Origin of the sequence: Burkholderia sp. Bp9143 (assembly GCF_003853645.1) — a bacterium.
Taxonomy (GTDB): Bacteria; Pseudomonadota; Gammaproteobacteria; order Burkholderiales; family Burkholderiaceae; genus Burkholderia.
The window spans coordinates 35,362-51,322 of sequence record NZ_QTPO01000020.1; the positions used below are offsets into that span (position 1 = coordinate 35,362).

The 15,961-nt window shown below is 69.6% G+C and carries 19 protein-coding genes; 3 read left to right on the forward strand and 16 right to left on the reverse strand.

Translation table 11 applies throughout. The features are described 5' to 3' along the window. Positions 1–9: 9 nt before the first annotated feature. The 7 genes from fliP to DIE23_RS16855 all read right to left on the reverse strand — a co-directional run bounded on the left by fliP (position 10) and on the right by DIE23_RS16855 (position 4,814). Positions 10–771 (reverse strand): flagellar type III secretion system pore protein FliP, encoded by a 762-nt coding sequence (gene fliP / locus DIE23_RS16825; RefSeq protein WP_124613180.1) that lies wholly within the window; start codon positions 769–771, stop codon positions 10–12. A 36-nt stretch (positions 772–807) separates the two neighbouring features. Beyond that, positions 808–1,374 (reverse strand): flagellar biosynthetic protein FliO, encoded by a 567-nt coding sequence (gene fliO, locus DIE23_RS16830; protein WP_124613181.1) that lies wholly within the window; start codon positions 1,372–1,374, stop codon positions 808–810. Further along, entirely contained in the window at positions 1,371–1,862 is a 492-nt protein-coding gene (gene fliN, locus DIE23_RS16835; RefSeq protein ID WP_124613182.1) for a flagellar motor switch protein FliN, read from the reverse strand. The genes fliO and fliN overlap by 4 nt, the downstream gene beginning before the upstream one ends. Then, positions 1,855–2,853, reverse strand: coding sequence for a flagellar motor switch protein FliM (gene fliM, locus DIE23_RS16840; RefSeq protein ID WP_124613183.1), 999 nt, complete (start codon positions 2,851–2,853; stop codon positions 1,855–1,857). The genes fliN and fliM overlap by 8 nt, the downstream gene beginning before the upstream one ends. A gap of 22 nt (positions 2,854–2,875) precedes the next feature. Then, positions 2,876–3,412: a flagellar basal body-associated protein FliL gene (fliL, locus tag DIE23_RS16845; RefSeq protein WP_124613184.1), complete on the reverse strand. Its 537-nt coding sequence runs from the start codon at positions 3,410–3,412 to the stop codon at positions 2,876–2,878. A gap of 198 nt (positions 3,413–3,610) precedes the next feature. Beyond that, the gene (locus DIE23_RS16850; RefSeq protein ID WP_124613185.1) at positions 3,611–4,324 is read right to left on the reverse strand and encodes an LrgB family protein; all 714 of its coding nucleotides are present in this window, start codon (positions 4,322–4,324) and stop codon (positions 3,611–3,613) included. A 13-nt stretch (positions 4,325–4,337) separates the two neighbouring features. After that, entirely contained in the window at positions 4,338–4,814 is a 477-nt protein-coding gene (locus tag DIE23_RS16855; protein ID WP_124613186.1) for a CidA/LrgA family protein, read from the reverse strand. Positions 4,815–4,953: 139 nt separating this feature from the next. On the opposite strand from DIE23_RS16855, the gene DIE23_RS16860 reads away from it, so the two are divergent. Further along, the gene (locus tag DIE23_RS16860; RefSeq protein ID WP_124613187.1) at positions 4,954–5,880 is read left to right on the forward strand and encodes a LysR family transcriptional regulator; all 927 of its coding nucleotides are present in this window, start codon (positions 4,954–4,956) and stop codon (positions 5,878–5,880) included. Positions 5,881–5,946: 66 nt separating this feature from the next. On the opposite strand, the gene DIE23_RS16865 is transcribed toward DIE23_RS16860, so the two are convergent. Both DIE23_RS16865 and DIE23_RS16870 read right to left on the reverse strand, forming a co-directional pair. After that, positions 5,947–7,509 (reverse strand): DHA2 family efflux MFS transporter permease subunit, encoded by a 1,563-nt coding sequence (locus DIE23_RS16865; protein ID WP_124613188.1) that lies wholly within the window; start codon positions 7,507–7,509, stop codon positions 5,947–5,949. Positions 7,510–7,684: 175 nt separating this feature from the next. Next, a complete protein-coding gene (locus DIE23_RS16870) occupies positions 7,685–8,173 on the reverse strand; it encodes a MarR family winged helix-turn-helix transcriptional regulator (RefSeq protein WP_124613189.1) in 489 nt (162 codons plus the stop codon). Positions 8,174–8,348: 175 nt separating this feature from the next. Here DIE23_RS16870 and DIE23_RS16875 point away from each other — a divergent pair, with 175 nt between their 5' ends. Together DIE23_RS16875 and DIE23_RS16880 are read left to right on the forward strand one after the other, a co-directional pair. Next, positions 8,349–8,633, forward strand: coding sequence for a multidrug ABC transporter ATPase (locus tag DIE23_RS16875; RefSeq protein ID WP_124613190.1), 285 nt, complete (start codon positions 8,349–8,351; stop codon positions 8,631–8,633). Between the two features lie 266 nt (positions 8,634–8,899). Continuing rightward, complete coding sequence (locus tag DIE23_RS16880) at positions 8,900–10,441, forward strand: efflux transporter outer membrane subunit (RefSeq protein WP_124613191.1); 1,542 nt, start codon at positions 8,900–8,902, stop codon at positions 10,439–10,441. Positions 10,442–10,468: 27 nt separating this feature from the next. Here the strand turns inward: DIE23_RS16880 and DIE23_RS16885 are convergent, their stop codons facing one another. Genes DIE23_RS16885 through DIE23_RS16915 form a run of 7 tightly spaced genes read right to left on the reverse strand, consistent with a single transcriptional unit; the run spans position 10,469 to position 15,930 of the window. Then, positions 10,469–11,257: a type II secretion system protein N gene (locus DIE23_RS16885; RefSeq protein ID WP_124613192.1), complete on the reverse strand. Its 789-nt coding sequence runs from the start codon at positions 11,255–11,257 to the stop codon at positions 10,469–10,471. Positions 11,258–11,288: 31 nt separating this feature from the next. Continuing rightward, entirely contained in the window at positions 11,289–11,795 is a 507-nt protein-coding gene (gene gspM, locus DIE23_RS16890) for a type II secretion system protein GspM (RefSeq protein ID WP_124613193.1), read from the reverse strand. Beyond that, positions 11,792–13,162, reverse strand: coding sequence for a type II secretion system protein GspL (gspL, locus tag DIE23_RS16895; RefSeq protein WP_124613194.1), 1,371 nt, complete (start codon positions 13,160–13,162; stop codon positions 11,792–11,794). Before gspL ends, gspM begins: the two co-directional genes overlap by 4 nt. Before the next feature lie 24 nt (positions 13,163–13,186). Further along, on the reverse strand, positions 13,187–14,299 hold the full coding sequence (gene gspK, locus DIE23_RS16900; protein WP_124613195.1) for a type II secretion system minor pseudopilin GspK: 1,113 nt from the start codon (positions 14,297–14,299) through the stop codon (positions 13,187–13,189). A gap of 2 nt (positions 14,300–14,301) precedes the next feature. After that, complete coding sequence (locus tag DIE23_RS16905) at positions 14,302–15,006, reverse strand: type II secretion system protein J (RefSeq protein ID WP_124613196.1); 705 nt, start codon at positions 15,004–15,006, stop codon at positions 14,302–14,304. Next, the gene (gene gspI, locus DIE23_RS16910) at positions 14,984–15,391 is read right to left on the reverse strand and encodes a type II secretion system minor pseudopilin GspI (protein ID WP_185646475.1); all 408 of its coding nucleotides are present in this window, start codon (positions 15,389–15,391) and stop codon (positions 14,984–14,986) included. The genes DIE23_RS16905 and gspI overlap by 23 nt, the downstream gene beginning before the upstream one ends. After that, a complete protein-coding gene (locus DIE23_RS16915; RefSeq protein WP_124613197.1) occupies positions 15,388–15,930 on the reverse strand; it encodes a GspH/FimT family pseudopilin in 543 nt (180 codons plus the stop codon). Before DIE23_RS16915 ends, gspI begins: the two co-directional genes overlap by 4 nt. Between the last annotated feature and the right edge of the window lie 31 nt (positions 15,931–15,961).

A 15,961-nucleotide genomic window follows, 5' to 3' on the forward strand; every position in this document is an offset into this window, starting at 1 on the left:
CTCCTCCGCTTACGTGAAGCTCTGCGCGAGCGAGCCGATCAGGAGCTGCCAGCCGTCGACCAGCACGAACAGCATCAGCTTGAACGGCAGCGACACGGTGGACGGCGACACCATCATCATCCCCATCGACATCAGCACGCTCGCGACGACCATGTCGATGATCAGGAACGGAATGAAGATCGTGAAGCCGATCTGGAAGCCGGTCTTCAGCTCGCTCGTGACGAACGCCGGCACCAGCAGCGACAGCGGCACGTCTTCCGGGCCCTGCATCGGCGCGGCCTTCGAGATCTTCGCGAACAGCGCGAGATCGGTCTCGCGGGTCTGCTTCAGCATGAAGGTCTTGAACGGCGCGACGCCGCGCTGCACGGCCTGCTCCATCGGCATCGAGCCGTCGGAGAACGGCTTGTAGCCGTCGCTGTACGCGCGGTCGAGCACCGGCGACATCACGAAGAAGGTGAGGAACATCGCGAGGCCGACCAGCACCTGGTTCGGCGGCGTCGTCGCGGTGCCGAGCGCCTGGCGCAGCAGCGACAGCACGATGATGATGCGCGTGAAGCTCGTCATCATCAGCAGCATCGCCGGCAGGAACGACAGCATCGTGAGCAGCAGCATCGTCTGCACGCTCAGCGAATAGGTGGTGCCGCCGTTCGGGCCCGGGCTCGTGTTGAACGCGGGCAGGCCGGCCGCCTGCGCGCACGCGAGCGCGGGGGCAAGGCCGAGGATCAGCACGGGCGCGAAGCGCGCCGCGCGACGCAGGAATGGGTGTTTCATCGGAATGCGAGTACGGAAAGAGGGCGCGACACCATGTCAGCGGTCCTTGCCGCGTCCAAAGCGCTTCACGGCTTCGCCCGCGAGCGCGTCGCGAAACCGCGCGCCGAACGTGCCGGGCTGGCCGCGTTCGGCGGAAGCCGTGCCGGCGGGGACGTCGGGGGAGGCCGACGCCGGCGTCATCGCCGAGCCGGCCGGCAGCGTATGCAGCAGCCGCACGTTGCCCGGCGCGACGCCGAGCACGAGCCAGGTGTCGCCGATCTCGACGATCGTCGCGCTTTCCTTCGCGCCGAGCCCGACGCTCGACACGACCTTCAGCGGGCCGCCGCGCCGCGCGGGCTGGAACCCGAAGCGGCGGGCGAGCCACGCGCAGCCGAACACGAGGCCGATCACGACCGCGAGCCCGACGAGCGTCTGCAGTACCGCGCCGACGCCGAGCGACGGCGCGGCCGAACCGACCATCACGCTCGACGCGATCGAACCGGCGTGGTTCACCGCGTTCATGTCGGCGGCGCCGGCCGGCGCGCACGCGAGCGACGCGGCGACGGTCGCCGCCGCCACGCTCGGGAAAAGGCGCGCGCGGCGGCCGGACGTCACGACGTTCACCGATTCAGCTTCCGGATGCGTTCGGCCGGCGTGATGATGTCGGTCAGCCGGATGCCGAACTTGTCGTTGACGACCACGACCTCACCCTGCGCGATCAGGCAGCCGTTCACGAGCACGTCCATCGGCTCGCCGGCAAGGCCGTCGAGCTCGACGACCGAACCCTGCGCGAGCTGCAGCAGGTTGCGGATCGCGATCTTCGTGCGGCCGAGCTCCACGGTCATCTTGACCGGGATGTCGAGAATCATCTCGATATCGTTGTGCGTCGAACTGGCCGCGGCCTTCGACAGCGGCTGGAACACGCCGGCGCCGGTCGCGCCCGCCTGCACCGGCTGCTGGTTCTGCTCGGCGAGCGCGGCGGCCCAGTCGTCCAGGCTCGACTCTTCGTCCACCGCGGCGGGTGCCGCCTGCACGGCCACCGCCGATTCCGCGAGCGCCGCGTCGGCAAGCGCCTGCGGGTCGAGTTCGGGCGTCGGGTTCAGCTCACTCATATCCACCTTCCTTCATCGTGTCGCCCGCGCTGATCATCTTCTGCACGCGCAACGCATATTGACCATTGAAAATGCCGTAGCCGCATTCCATCACCGGCACGCCGTCGACCTTCGCGGTGATCGTTTCCGCGATCTCCAGCGGCAGCACGTCGCCCGCGCGCAGGTTCAGGATCTTCTCGAACGTCGACGGGACCTCGGCGAGATCTGCGCTCAGCTCGACTTCGGCCGACTGCACCTGCTGCGACAGCACGCGTACCCAGCGGCGGTCGACTTCGAGCGCCTCGCCCTGGATCGGCGATGCGAGCACGTCGCGGATCGGCTCGACCATCGAGTACGGCATGCAGATGTGCAGCGTGCCGCCCGTCGGCCCGAACTCGATCGAGAACTGCGTGACGATCACGATCTCGTTCGGCGTCGCGACGTTCGCGAACTGCGTATGCATCTCCGAGCGCACGAATTCGAACTGCAGCGGCCGCACACTCTTCCACGCGGTCGCGTAGTGCTCGAACACAAGGTTCAGCAGCTTGCCGATGATCCGCTGCTCGGTGGCCGTGAAGTCGCGGCCCTCGACGCGCGTGTGAAAGCGTCCGTCGCCGCCGAACAGGTTGTCGACGACGAAGAACACGAGGTTCGGGTCGAACACGAACAGCGACGTGCCGCGCAGCGGCTTCACGTGCACCAGGTTCAGGTTCGTCGGGATCGGCAGGTTGCGGGTGAACTCGCTGTACTTCTGCACCTTCACCTGGCTCACGGAGATTTCCGCCGTACGCCGCATGAAGTTGAAGATGCCGATCCGCAGCAGGCGCGCGAAGCGGTCGTTGATGATCTCGAGGCCGGGCATCCGGCCGCGGACGATCCGCTCCTGCGTCGCGATGTTGTAGGGACGGACGCCCGACGTGTCGCGCTGCTCGTCGATTGCGTCGGTTTCGCCCGTGACGCCCTTGAGGAGGGCGTCGACCTCCTCCTGGGACATGAACTCCTGGTGGCCCATGCGCGCTCCTTTTCCGGCCGCGTTACTGGACGACGAATTCGGTGAACAGCACGTCGTCGACCTTCGCGCGCTGGTTGCCCGGCTGCGTCGGCTGCTCGATCAGCTCCAGCAGTTCCTGCGCGACCGAACGCTTGCCGTCCGGCGTCGCGAGATCCTCGGGATGCTTGTTCGACAGCGCGAGCAGGATCCGGCTGCGGATCTCCGGCATGCGCGCGGTCAGCTGCTCCTGCGCCTTCGGATCGGTGAGCTTCAGCGACAGGCCGACGCGCAGGTAGTGCTGCACGCCGTCGTCTGACTGCAGGTTGACGGTCAGCGGGTCGAGCGGGAAGAACACCGGCGCGGCGAGCGGCGCCGGTTCGGCGGGCGCGCTCGCATGGCCGACGCCGGCCTTGCTCAGGAACACGTACATGCCGCCCGCGGCGGCGGCCGCCGCGCCCAGCGCGATGACGGCGATGAGCGCGATGCGCTTGAACTTGCCGGACGAAGCCGGCTTGTCGGCAGTCGGGTTTGCGGTCGTGGAGGCCATGTGAATGCGTGCGTGATGTCTCGTAGCATGCATTGTTCGGCATCCGGGCCGAGCCCGATGGGCGGAAAAGAGGGGGGAATTGCGGCTATCTCAGCCGATGGTCGGCCGGGTGCCGGCTCGATGCAGGGTACGACCGGCGGGGAAAAACGACCGGACGGGGCGTGGCAGGCGACCGGCGGGCATCCGGGCCTTCAGGCGGGAAGGGCGGGTGGCGGCCCCGCCCGTGCGTCGTCAGATCGGCAGCCTCGACAGCAGCGGCGCGATCAGCACCATCGCGACGCCCGCGATCATCATCGTGAGGCTCGACACGACGCCTTCCTCGCTGCCGATCTCGCGTGCCTTCGCGGTGCCCACGCCGTGGGCGGCCGCGCCGAACAGCGCGCCGCGCGCGAGCCGCGTGCGCATCGGCACCAGCGCGAGCACGATCTCGCCGAGCAGCATCCCGCAGATGCCGGTCGCGATCACGAACAGGGCGGTGAGGTCCTTCGGCGCATGGATCTTGTCGGACACGGCGAGCGCGAACGGAGTCGAGACCGAGCGCGTCATCAGCGAGCGCTGCAGCTCGGGCGACAGGTGCAGCAGCTTCGCGAGCAGCAGCGACCCGCACACGCCCGCGCCGATCCCGACCGTGACGCCGACCGACAGCGACAGCCAGTGGCGGCGGATCAGGTCGCGATACTCGTAGATCGGCACCGCGAATGCGATCGTCGCCGGGCCGAGCAGCCACATCAGCCAGCGCGTATCGCGGAAGTAGACCGAATATGGGATGCCAGTCAGCACGACGAGCAGCGCCAGCACGCCCGGCACGAACACGAGCGGCGAGAACAGCAGCGTCTTCTTGTATGCGTAGAGCCGCTTCGACACGAAATAGAGCACGACCGTCAGCACGAAGCAGCCGACGGAAATCGCGGGATTCACCTGGTCGGCGGACAGGTTCGACAGCATCGCAGGCTCCGGCTCAGTGGGCCGACACGGTGGCGAGGCGCGCGCGGCGGCGTTCGGCGAACACGCGCTGCGCGGCGAGCCGGCGTTCGAGCTTCGCGGCGAGGTCGACCGCCACCGCCACCGCGACCATCACGAATGCGGTGCCGGCGAGCATGACCAGCGCGATGCGCCAGCCGTCCTCGCGGAACAGCCCGCCGTACTGGACGGCCGCGACGGCGGCCGGCACGAAGAACAGCAGCATGTCGGACAGCAGCCAGTTCGCGCCGTCCTTCACCCACGCGGGCGCGACGCGGCCCGAGAACAGCAGCACGAGCAGCACGGCGAGGCCGACGACGCCGGACGGCACCGGCAGCCCGACCGCGCGCACCGCCCAGTCGACCGCCATCCACAGCACGCCGAGCGCGGCGGCCTGCAGCACGATCCGGCTCGTACGCGCAACGTTGCCCGAAGCGGCGGGGCGGGCGGCGGCAGTGGCGGTCGGCTGGGTCATGTCGGGCTCCATACAGATATTTCGTCGATGGAGTGAGTATAGGGTTTCCCCTAACCATAAATAAAATGACTTGTCTCTATCCTTGTTATTCCAATTCGGAATTCACTTGTGTGTGCTGCACCAATCTGGGGAGTGATCGATGGAATTGCGCGCGCTGCGGTACTTCGTCGAGGTGGTCCGTCAGCAGAGCTTCACGGCGGCCGCCGACCGCCTGTTCGTCACGCAGCCGACCATCAGCAAGATGGTGAAGGCGCTCGAGGACGAGATCGGCTCGCCGCTGCTGCTGCGCGACGGCCGGCAGATGGTGCTGACCGACGCGGGGCGGATCGTGTTCCAGCGCGGCCAGGACGTGCTCGCCGCGCAGGCGCAGCTGCAGTCCGAGCTGAACGATCTGGGCACGCTCGGGCGCGGCGAGCTGACGATCGGCATTCCGCCGCTCGGCGGGTCGCTGTTCACGCCGATCATCGCCGCGTACAAGCAGCGCTATCCGAACATCGAGCTGAAGCTGTTCGAGCAGGGCGCGCGGATGATCGAGGCCGCGCTGATGTCGGGCGAGCTCGAGCTCGGCGGGCTGCTGGAGCCGGTCGATCCCGCCACGTTCGACCGGCTGCCGATGGTGCGCGCGCCGCTATGGCTCGTCGCGCCGCGCGATTCGCGCTGGGAGGATCATGCGGCCGTGCCGCTCGCCGATCTCGCGCGCGAGTCGTTCGTGTTCTATGCGGAAAGTCTCGCGCTGCACGATGCGGTGCTCGACGCGTGCCGGCAGGTCGGTTTCACGCCGTCGATCGTGAGCCGCAGCGGCCACTGGGATTTCATGGCGGCGCTGGTGCACGCGGGCGTCGGCATCGCGCTGTTGCCGGAGCCGTACTGCCGGCGGCTCGATTCGCGGCAGTTCACGTGCCGGCCGATCGTCGAGCCGGAGATCACGTGGGCGATCGCGCTCGGCTGGCTGAAGAAGGGTTACCTGTCGCACGCGGCGCGGGCGTGGCTCGAGGTCGCGCGGGCGACGCTGCCGATCGCGTCGGGCGACGATCTGGCCTTCGGCGGGTTGCGGGCGAGGGAGTGAGGCCCGCGACGCGGGCGGCGGGACGGGCCGGGGAACGGGCGGGCGCCGGCGCGGCCCGCCGCGCGTTCAGTGGCCCATCGCCGGCCCCGCGCCCTTCTTCGGCTTCGTGATCCACACGAGCGCCGCGAGCGCGATGAACACGCCCGCCGACAGGTGGAAGAAGTCGTTGGTCGCCATCATGAAGCCTTGCTGCGTGACGAGCTGGTTGAGTTGCGCGTTGGCCGTCTGCCCGACGATCCCGAGCTGCGCGAGCGCGCCCTGGTAGTCGGTCGTGTTCTGCGCGTAGACGCTCACCGATTCCGACAGCCGCGCGTGGTGGTAGATCGCATCGTTCTCCCAGAACGTCGAGCTGGCCGCGGTGCCGATCGCGCCGGACAGCGTGCGCAGGAAGTTCGACAGCCCCGACGCGCTCGCGAGCCGTTCGTCGGAGATGCTCGACAGCGTGATCGTCGTCATCGGCACGAAGAAGCACGCGACGCCGATCCCCTGCACGAGCCGCGGCAGGATCACGTGGTTGAACGGCACGTCGAGCGTGAACGTCGAATTCCAGACCGACACGCCCGCGAACACGATGAACGCGAAGCTCGCGACCATCCGCAGGTCGAGCCGGTGCATGTTGCGCCCGATCAGCGGCGACAGCACCAGCGCGAGCAGCCCGACCGGCGCGGTCGCGAGGCCGGCCTTGCCGGCCGTGTAGCCCATCACCGTCTGCAGCCACAGCGGGAAGATCACGACCGAGCCGAAGAACGCCATGAAGCCGAACGAGATGATCAGCGCGCCGAGCGCGAAGTTGCGGTCCTTGAACAGCGACAGGTCGACCACCGGTTCCTTCTCGGTCGCCTCCCACACGAGCATGAACGCGAGCGACACGACCGCGATCAGCGCGAGCGCGACGATGAAGCTCGAGTTGAACCAGTCGCGGTCCTTGCCGAGGTCGAGCATCATCTGCAGGCACGACACGCCGATCACGAGCAGCGCGAGGCCGATCGCGTCGATCCGCTGCTTCGTCGTCTTCGTCTCGCGGCCGCGCAGCAGGAAGTACGCGCAGGCCGCGGAGAAGATGCCGATCGGCAAGTTGATGTAGAAGATCCACGGCCATGTGTAGTTGTCGCTGATCCAGCCGCCCAGCAACGGGCCGAAGATCGGCGCGACGATCACCGTCATCGCCCATAGCCCGAGCGCGAGCCCGCGCTTCGCCGGCGGGTAGCTGCGCATCAGGATCGTCTGCGACAGCGGCACCATCGGCCCGGACACGAGGCCCTGCAGCAGCCGGAACGCGATCAGCGTCTCGAAGTTCGACGCGAGGCCGCACAGCGCCGACGCGATCGTGAACGCGAGCACGGACAGCGTGAACAGGCGCACCTCGCCGACCCGCCGAGCGAGCCAGCCGGTCAGCGGCACCGCGATCGCGGACGCGACCGAATACGACGAGATCACCCACGTGCCTTCGCTCGTCGCGACACCGAGGCTGCCCGAGATGGTCGGCACCGCGACGTTCGCGATCGACGTGTCGAGCACTTCCATGAAGGTGCCGAGCGCGAGCCCGACGGTGAGGAGCGCGAGCGCGCCGCCGGTCAGCGGCGCGGGTTGGGCGGCGGGAGGCGCGGCGGATGCCGTGGTGGCGGACATCGGAATCTCCTAGACGCGGCGCGCGCGACGCGCCGGCACAACGCACGGGCGCACGATATCGCGTGGCCCGGCCGGACGAAACGGGTCAGGGGAGAGACGGAGCACGTGCCTTGTCATCTTCTGCCCAGACAGAGAAATAAACGAATGCTTAACCTAGACATCGGCCCTCCCGCGCTCAGCAATCCGGTTCGTCGGGCTTCGGGCAGCCAGCGTCGCCGGGCCCGTTGGCAATGAACCGCTGCAGCAGGCCGGTGAGCAGCGCGAGTTCGTCGGCCGAGAAGCCGGCGAGCTGCGCGTTCAGCGCGGTCGCGATCAACGACGGCAGCGCGCGGGCCGCCTCGGCGCCGCGTTCGGTCAGCGTCAGCTCGATCACCCGGCGGTCCTGTTCGCTGCGCGAGCGGGCGACCAGGCCCTTGCGCTCGAGACGGTCGAGCATCCGGGTCATCGAGCCGCTGTCGTACGACATCTTGCGCGACAGCTCGAACGGCGTGCGCGCATAGCCGCGCGACAGCAGCAGGATCACGCCGATCTGCTGCGCGGTGAGGTCGTACGGCTCGAGCGCGCGATCCATGCGCTCGACGAGCGCCTGCCGGGCCTTGGTCAGGTAGTAACCGAGGCTCGTTTCCAGTGCGATGGTGTCGGGATCGTAGAGGCCGCCGTTCATGCGATTGCGCGCGCAGCAACAGTGCGTTTCAGGTCAAAACGCGCCCAGTATCTTGAAAAATGATTGCTTAGTCAATATTATTTCAGGCAACCAGTTACGACGTGCATGCTGCACTGCCGGAGACGATGTTCTGACCGCCTAGCCCGCGCTGCCGGGCCCCCCGAGGATGTTCGCGATGCTGTTCCTGAAAAATGCCGCCGGCGCGCTGCGCCGCAACCTGACCGATACCGCTCATCATGTGTTCTCCGGGCCGCACCGCGGCTGGAAGATCGCGCTGTACGTGACGATGCTGGTGGTACCGGGCGGATCGCTCGCGGCACTCGGGTTCGCATGGTTCGATCATCGCCGGCAGCGCAACGCGAAGGGCGCCGCCCGCCGCACGAGCCAGCCAGCGGCAACGGAGCCGTCGACATGGCGGTCCGCCGCCGATCCCGTCCCGGTGCCCGTGCGCTGCCACTGACACCGCACCGCCACCATCACCCCGACTGAACGCCGGCCACGCCCCCGCGTCGTCTGCGCCGCATTCGGTGCCTGTCTCGCGCGCAAGCGATCCGTAATGTCCGGTAAACCGGCCGGCCGCGCCGGTAACACATTCGTGCTGCTGCGCACCGTACCCTTAGGGCTGCGCAGCTTCTCCGCCGTCAGTTACCATTTGTCCGCCAGCGGCACTACGACCGCATCGCGCGACGCCGCTCGCCGGCCGCAGCACCCAACAGGAAAACCACGATGCCGTACGCCCCCCTCCCGCGCGCCCTTCGCCCGCTGAGCGCCGCCGTCGCCGTTGCGATGGCCGTGCTGCTCGCCGGCTGCGCCGTCGGGCCCGATTATCACCGGCCCGACACGTCGATCCCCGCCGCCTTCAAGGAAGCGCCGGCCGGCTGGAAGGTCGCGCAGCCCGCCGACCGGGCCGACCGCGGCTCGTGGTGGAGTGTCTACAACGATCAACAGCTCGACGCGCTGATCGGCAAGCTCAACGCATCGAACCAGACCATCGCGCAATCGGCCGCCGCATACCGGCAGGCTCGCGCGCTCGTCGCCGAGGCGCGCGCCGCGTATTTCCCGACCGTCGGGCTGACCGCGTCGGGCTCGCGCTCCCGCGCGGCGCGTACGTCGTCGAGCTCGTCCAGTTTCAGTAGCAGCTCGTCGATCAGCAACAGCTACAGTGTCGGCCTCGATGCGAGCTGGGAGCCCGACCTGTGGGGCAAGGTGAGCCGCGGCGTCAGCGCGCAGCGCGCCGGCGAGGCGGCCGCCGCGGCCGATCTCGCGAACGCGCGGCTGTCACAGCAGGCGCTGCTCGCGCAGACCTACTTCCATCTGCGCACGTCCGATGCCCTGCAGAAGCTGCTCGACGACACCGTGAAGTCGTATGGCGAATCGCTGAAGCTTACGCAGAACCAATATGCGCAGGGCGTCGCTGCGCGCGCGGACGTGATCCAGGCGCAGACGCAGTTGCAGAGCGCGCAGGCCGCGTCGATCGACAACGGCGTCGCGCGCGCGCAGTACGAGCATGCGATCGCGACACTGATCGGCGAACCGGCATCGACGGTCTCGCTGCCGCCGAACCCGCTCACGGCGGAACCGCCGATCACGCCGGTCGACGTGCCGTCCGCGCTGCTCGAGCGCCGCCCCGACATCGCGGCGGCCGAGCGCCGCGCGGCTGCCGCGAACGAGCAGATCGGCGTCGCGATCGCCGCGTTCTTCCCGATGCTCACGCTGTCGGCCACCGGCGGCTTCCAGAGCTCGGTGTGGTCGCAACTGTTCACGCTGCCCGCGCGGTTCTGGACGGTCGGCCCGCAGCTCGCGGCGACACTGTTCGACGCCGGCCTGCGCGCCGCGCAGACCGATGCCGCGCGCGCGACCTACGACCAGGATGTCGCCGCGTACCGTCTCGCGGTGCTCACCGCGTTCCAGGACGTCGAGGACAACCTCGCGTCGCAGCGCATCCTCGCGCAGGAAGTCGACGTGCAGCGGCAGGCCGTCGACAGCGCCGAGCACGCGCTCGCGATCGTCACGAACCAGTACAAGGCCGGCACGGTCGCCTACCTGAACGTGCTGACCGCGCAGACCACCGCGTTCACCGCGCAGCAGAAGCTCATGACGATCGCCGGGCAGCGGATGGTGTCGTCGGTCGGGCTCGTGAAGGCGCTCGGCGGCGGCTGGGATGCGTCGGACATGGCGCGCGAGACGGGCGACATGGCGGCGCCGGTGCCGGAATCGGCATCCGGTGCGGCGGCGCCGGCCGCGACCGCACCGCTCGCGCAGAAGTAAGGCGGAAAAGAGAGGGCGCCGCGCGCGTCAGCGCGTCGCGTCGCCGAAGATCAGCGACACCTGGTTGTTGCCGATCGGATGACCGAGCAGGTTCAGCAGCCCCGCAAGGTTCGCCTGCTGCTCGGGCGCCGCATGCGCGGTGCCGCGAAACGAACCCTGGCCGGGGCCGAAGCTGCCGTGTCCGTCGAGGAACAGCGGGCCCTGCGTCGTCGACAGGTCGAGATCGGCGCCCGAACCCTTCGCCTGCAGCACCGCACGGTACGACCCGAGCGGCTTCACGCGCGACACGCGCGAACTCATCGAATCGATCGTCACCGTCAGCTGGCCGAACGCGTTGTTGCCGATCATCCGCCAGTCGGTCCAGCCGAGCCGCACGTCACCCTGCAGGTCGAGCGTGTTGAACGGCGTGCCGAGCCCGGCGAGCAGCGACGCGGGCACGGCCATCGCACCCGCCGACAGCACCGCGCCGCGCCACGTCGCATCGAGCGTGACGGCGTCGGGCATCGCCTCGGTCTGCCGCATGCGCATCCGCACGCGCCCGGTCAGGAGCGGCCAGAAGCCCGTGGTCCATTCGACCCGGCCCGGCAGCAGCGTCGCCGCGCTCTGGTCCGCACCCGGTGCGAGCATCAGCGTGCCCGAACCGTGCCATAGCGACCCGTCCGGATCGACGAGATTCACGTGGCCGCCGGTCGCGCGCGCGAACTGCGGCGCGATCCATGCGGCCGGCGCGAGCGCGACGAGCGTCAGCGCCGTCGCGAACCCGCCTGCCACCACCCACGGCAATGCGGCGACGAGCCGCCTGGTCCCTGGCCTCATCGGCCGACCGTCGCTGGTTTCATCCACTGCGTCATTTTTGCGTCGAGGGTTGCATCACGGCCGTCAGGTCGACTTGGCCGTCTTCCTTCAGCGCGGTCGCGTGCGCTTCGCCGACCTGCACCTTGAACTGCCGGCGCGCGTCGTCGAGCCACTGCGTCCACACCGGGAACGGCACGTTCTTCATCTGGATCTGCACGCCGTTGCCGACGACCTGCACCTGCGCGCCCTGCAGCCCGTGATCGGACAGCGACGCGGTGAGCGCGTCCTTCAGCGCGAGGCCGGTTGGCGCGACGCCTTGCGCGGCGGCCGTCAGCGACTTCGCCTCGTTGGCCTGCGCGGTCATCTGCGCGAGTTCGCGGCGCATCGTCGGCAGCTCGTGGCGAATCCGTGCGCGGCCTTCCTGTGCGGGCGACCACAGGACCGAATACGCGATCGCGACGGCCAGCACGGTGCCGCCCCAGCCGAGCAGCGTCCGCTCGCGCGGCGTGCGCTCGCCCCAGAACTGGGCCAGCGTCTGCTTCAGTTGTTCGGTCTTCATGAGCGGCTCCGGATCGTCCATTTGCCGGTGCTGCTGTCGACTTCGCCGGCCAGCCCGTTGCGCGCGAGACGCTGCGGGAAATCGGGGTCGACCTTGACCTCCGGCTTGAAGCCGACGTCGAGCCGCCGGTCGTGATAATCGAGCGACGCGATTCCGTTGAGCGGCAGCGCGCCCATCGAATGCGACAGCCCGCTCGACAGCGCGAGGAAATCGTTCGGCGACAGCTCGCCCGCCGCGAGGCGCAGCTGGTCGAGCTGACGCTGCATCTGCGCGGGCGGATCGAGCACCGTCGTCGTCTTCGGGAAGGCCGACAGCAGCGTCTCGGTGATCTGCGCGGACAGCGCGTCGCGCTCGCGCGACAGCTTCCACCAGTGCAGGTTCATCCCGATCACCGCGACGCCGAGCGTGGCCGCGGCGAGTGCGATCGGCACGCGCAAGCGCTTCACCGTCGCGCGGTCGAAGCGCCACGGCTGCGATTCGAATTCGAACTGGCACAGATCGAAGCGCTCGGTCAGCGCCCGCCGCGCGAACGCATCGAACGACAGCGGTTGCGCGCCCGGCAGCAGCGTGCCGTCGGCGCGTCCGACCGACGCGAGGCGCGGCTCCGCGCCCGGTTCGCCGAGCTCGTACAGTTCGACGTCGCCGCCGCCCGCGAGTGCGGCCAGCGTGCCGCCGGCGCGCGCCGCGGGTGCCGCGAACCCTTCGCCGAGCGCGCCACGCGCGACCGCGAGTTCGAGACGCGGCGCACCGGCCACGGCCGGCTGCGCGCCGGCTTCCACGAGCAGCGGTTCGACCGCCGTCGCGAGGCCGAGCACCACGGCCACCGCGGTCGGGCGGGGGAGCGGCTCGTCCGCGTCCGCGATCGCGTCGGCGTTGATGGCCTCGCCGTCGGCAGGCGCGCCGAGCGTGGGCTCCGCCGGCGCGTGCGGTGCAGGCAGGCAGCGCGTCGCGGGCACCGCGCTCAGGTGCCGGTGGCCGGCCGCGCTGAACGCGTCGCAGATCGCGCGGAACCACGCGCGATCGACGACGGCCAGCACGCGGCGGCCGTCAGGCAGCGCGACCGGATCGAGCGCGATATGGCAGCCGAGCGGATCCTGGATCAGCTGATCCTCGACGATGTTCGGCAGCGCCTGGCGCAGCTTCGGCCCCTTGAGCGGCGGCACGGTCGCGGCCAGCAGCAGCACGTCGCGCGCGGCGACGATCAGTACCGTCGCGTTCGCGCGCGGCAGCAGCGCGAGCGCGGCACGGCCCGCGCGCTGCACCTGGCCGGCCTTGTCCACGAGCGTGAACGGCAGCTCGGGCCACTGCCACTCCTGCAACGGCACGGCCGGCTCGCGCGGCGGCAAAGAAACAATCAGCGTGCTCAAGAGCTCCTCTCCCGAATGGCGTCGTTATAGCTGGTCGCGGATGCGCACGACCCGCGTCGAGTGCGTGGTCGGATCACGATACACGAGCGAGGTGCGATCGACCTCAGCGCGATCGTGCTGAATCCGGCCATGCACGATGAAATAACTCGAATTGACGTCGACGAGGCTTGAGTCGATCGTCACGTTCGGCGCGCCGGCGCCGCGCAGCGCGAGCTGCACGTCGCCGACGTTGCGGAAAAACACGGTCTCGCGGCGCGACACGAGCGCCTGCGCGGACGACACGCTCATCCCCGGCACCAGTGCCGCGATCACCTCCGCCGGCGCGGTGTTCATGTTCACCGGCGTCGTGGTCGGCAGCACGGTGACGAACGGGCGCAGCCGCGCGACCATCTCGGGCGTCACGCCGTCGATGTCCAGCAGGCTGTCGACGCCGGTCATCACGAGCGGCGCGGGCCCGCGGTCGCTGTCGGACATCCCCGGTTCGTCGGTGAAGTTGCCGGCCATGTCGCCGCCGGGCACGGGCGCGGTCGCGGCCGTACCGGCGCCGGGCAGCGCCGCCGTCTGGAAACGCGTCGCCGAGTGCATCAGGCCCGCGCGCATCTGCAGCGCGATCCGTTTCGCGAGCGCGCCGTCGTAGCCGAGTGTCGTCAACAGCTGCTGGAACGCCTTCAGCTGCATCACGTTGAGCTGCAGCACGCCGGGCGCCGGCGACGACACGAGGTTGCGCAGGTTGTACTTCGCCTGTGCGTCCTCGATCGATCCGGAAATGTAGGTGTCTTCGCCGCCGCTGTCGTTCGGCGCGCCGATCCGGCCGAGGAAGTCCGACAGCTTGGTCTTCGCAATCGGCACGGCCCAGATCCCGCCGAGATAGGTGATGCCGGGCGCCGTGTCGCCTTCGGAGCGCAGGATCATGCGCGTCCAGTCGAGCGCGCCGCGCGCGACCCACTGCGCCTGCGCGATCACGCGCTGGTTCTCGATGCGGCGAATCTGCACCTGCTGGCGCCACAGCATCCCCGACACGAGGATCGCCGACAGCGCGACGACGAGCAGCGCGGTGATGATCGCCGCGCCGCGCTCGCGGCGTGCGCGTGCGGTGCCACGAGCGGCGAACCGGGAACGGTGAGGGCGCGCGCGCATCGTCATTCCCCGACGAGGAAGATGCGCGTGACGGGCACGTGCAGCGACGTCGCGCCGATGCTGACCTGCAGCCCGGTCACCGCGCGCGCCGGCGGCGCGTTGCCGATCTGCGGCACCTTCAGCGCATCGTTGTTCTGCGACAGTGCGTCACTGGCCGCCTGCAGGTTGGTGGTCCAGCCGACGCGCGGCACGTACAGCTTCGCGTCGATCGCACCGACGCCGCCCATCAACGCGACCCAGCTCCAGCCGTCGACGCCGCTGTCCTTCAGCACGTCGCGCAGGCGGTTCGCGTCGTCGAGCGGCGGCGACGCATAGCGCACGACGCGCCCGCCGGCGATCCGGTAGCGGACCACCTGCAGCCGCGGCGCGGCGCCCGGCACGTCGAGTTCGCGAACGATCTGCAGCGTGTTGCCGGCGACGCCGATCGCCGGCCGGCCGGCTTCGTCGTCGGTCGCGGCGAGCCGCGCGTCGATACGCATCTGGTCGAACATCTGCGCGAATATGCGTTCGTCTTCCATCGCGGACGCGACCTTGTCGCGGCCGCGCATGATCTGGTCGAGCCCGCGCCACGAGAGGATCGCGACCACCGCGAGGATCGCGATCGCGATCATCAGTTCGATCAGCGTGAAGCCTCGCACGCGGCGCGAGCCGACGGCGCGCTGGGGCCGGCGCCGCATCGGCGCGTCAGAGCGGACGGCTGGTTTCATTCGCGACCACCGTCACCATTTGCGCGAGCACGCCGGCGCGCCCCGGCATGCTCACCGACACCTGCACGCGCCGGAACACCGGGTTCGGCGTCGTGCTCACGCGCTGCGTGCAGACCAGCTGCACGTTGCCTTGCGAACAGTCGAAGCTCTGCTCGCCGACCTCCGGCCACGCATGCGTCAGGCGCAACTGCGCGAGCGCGTTGTCGGCACTCCAGCCGGCGAGCAGCCGGCGATGGAGATCGGATGCATTGGTCGCCATCGTGCCGACCGCGCGGATCGACGCGGCGAGCGCGACCGCGATGATCGCGAGCGCGACCAGCACCTCGATCATCGTGAAGCCACGCGAGGAAGAAGCCGGAAAGAGCAGGCGACGACGCATCGTCATTGGACCTCGTAGCGGCCGTTGCCCGTGCCGACGATCGTCGCGCTGCCAACCGCCGAATGCAGCGTCACGCGCACCGGCGTGTCGATGCTTTCGGTGCCGAACACGACGCGGCTCGCGCGCGTATCGGACCCGGGATAGTCGATGTCGGCGCCCGTGACGCCGCCGTCCCAGTCGCGCGGGCGCAGCAGGTCGTCGCGCAGCGTGCGCCAGCCGTCGGGCGAGCTCACGTCGAAACGGAAGCCGTGCGCGGTCGGCTGCCACGCGATCGGTCGCGCGCGCACCTGCGCTTCGTCGCCGGCCGACTCGAACAGCAGGGCGATGCGCTGCGCTTCCTCGCGCAGGTCGGTGCGCGGATTGCGCGTCAGCGACAGCGACGCGAGCGACACCAGCAGGCCCGCGATCACGAGCACGACCAGCATCTCGAGCAGCGTGAAGCCGCGTGCACGGGCGTGTGTCGCGGTCACGGCCGCGCCGCGACGCGCGCGGCCGTCGCGGTCAGCGCGGCGAGCGAAGCGCAAGGGCGTGCGAAGGGCGGGCATGAAGTGAAGAACGGGGAGATCGTCGGGCCGG

Bases quoted from the DNA above. Each gene is read 5' to 3' on its own strand.
- fliP (WP_124613180.1), bottom strand. From the start codon at position 771: ATGAAACACCCATTCCTGCGTCGCGCGGCGCGCTTCGCGCCCGTGCTG.
- gspI (WP_185646475.1), bottom strand. From the start codon at position 15,391: ATGACGATGCGTCGTCGCCTGCTCTTTCCGGCTTCTTCCTCGCGTGGC.
- DIE23_RS16855 (WP_124613186.1), bottom strand. From the start codon at position 4,814: ATGACCCAGCCGACCGCCACTGCCGCCGCCCGCCCCGCCGCTTCGGGC.
- DIE23_RS16875 (WP_124613190.1), top strand. From the start codon at position 8,349: ATGCTGTTCCTGAAAAATGCCGCCGGCGCGCTGCGCCGCAACCTGACC.
- DIE23_RS16870 (WP_124613189.1), bottom strand. From the start codon at position 8,173: ATGAACGGCGGCCTCTACGATCCCGACACCATCGCACTGGAAACGAGC.
- DIE23_RS16915 (WP_124613197.1), bottom strand. From the start codon at position 15,930: ATGCCCGCCCTTCGCACGCCCTTGCGCTTCGCTCGCCGCGCTGACCGC.
- DIE23_RS16850 (WP_124613185.1), bottom strand. From the start codon at position 4,324: ATGCTGTCGAACCTGTCCGCCGACCAGGTGAATCCCGCGATTTCCGTC.
- gspK (WP_124613195.1), bottom strand. From the start codon at position 14,299: ATGCGCGCGCGCCCTCACCGTTCCCGGTTCGCCGCTCGTGGCACCGCA.
- DIE23_RS16860 (WP_124613187.1), top strand. From the start codon at position 4,954: ATGGAATTGCGCGCGCTGCGGTACTTCGTCGAGGTGGTCCGTCAGCAG.
- fliM (WP_124613183.1), bottom strand. From the start codon at position 2,853: ATGGGCCACCAGGAGTTCATGTCCCAGGAGGAGGTCGACGCCCTCCTC.
- DIE23_RS16885 (WP_124613192.1), bottom strand. From the start codon at position 11,257: ATGAGGCCAGGGACCAGGCGGCTCGTCGCCGCATTGCCGTGGGTGGTG.
- gspM (WP_124613193.1), bottom strand. From the start codon at position 11,795: ATGAAGACCGAACAACTGAAGCAGACGCTGGCCCAGTTCTGGGGCGAG.
- fliL (WP_124613184.1), bottom strand. From the start codon at position 3,412: ATGCATGCTACGAGACATCACGCACGCATTCACATGGCCTCCACGACC.
- DIE23_RS16880 (WP_124613191.1), top strand. From the start codon at position 8,900: ATGCCGTACGCCCCCCTCCCGCGCGCCCTTCGCCCGCTGAGCGCCGCC.
- DIE23_RS16865 (WP_124613188.1), bottom strand. From the start codon at position 7,509: ATGTCCGCCACCACGGCATCCGCCGCGCCTCCCGCCGCCCAACCCGCG.
- fliN (WP_124613182.1), bottom strand. From the start codon at position 1,862: ATGAGTGAGCTGAACCCGACGCCCGAACTCGACCCGCAGGCGCTTGCC.
- DIE23_RS16905 (WP_124613196.1), bottom strand. From the start codon at position 15,006: ATGAAACCAGCCGTCCGCTCTGACGCGCCGATGCGGCGCCGGCCCCAG.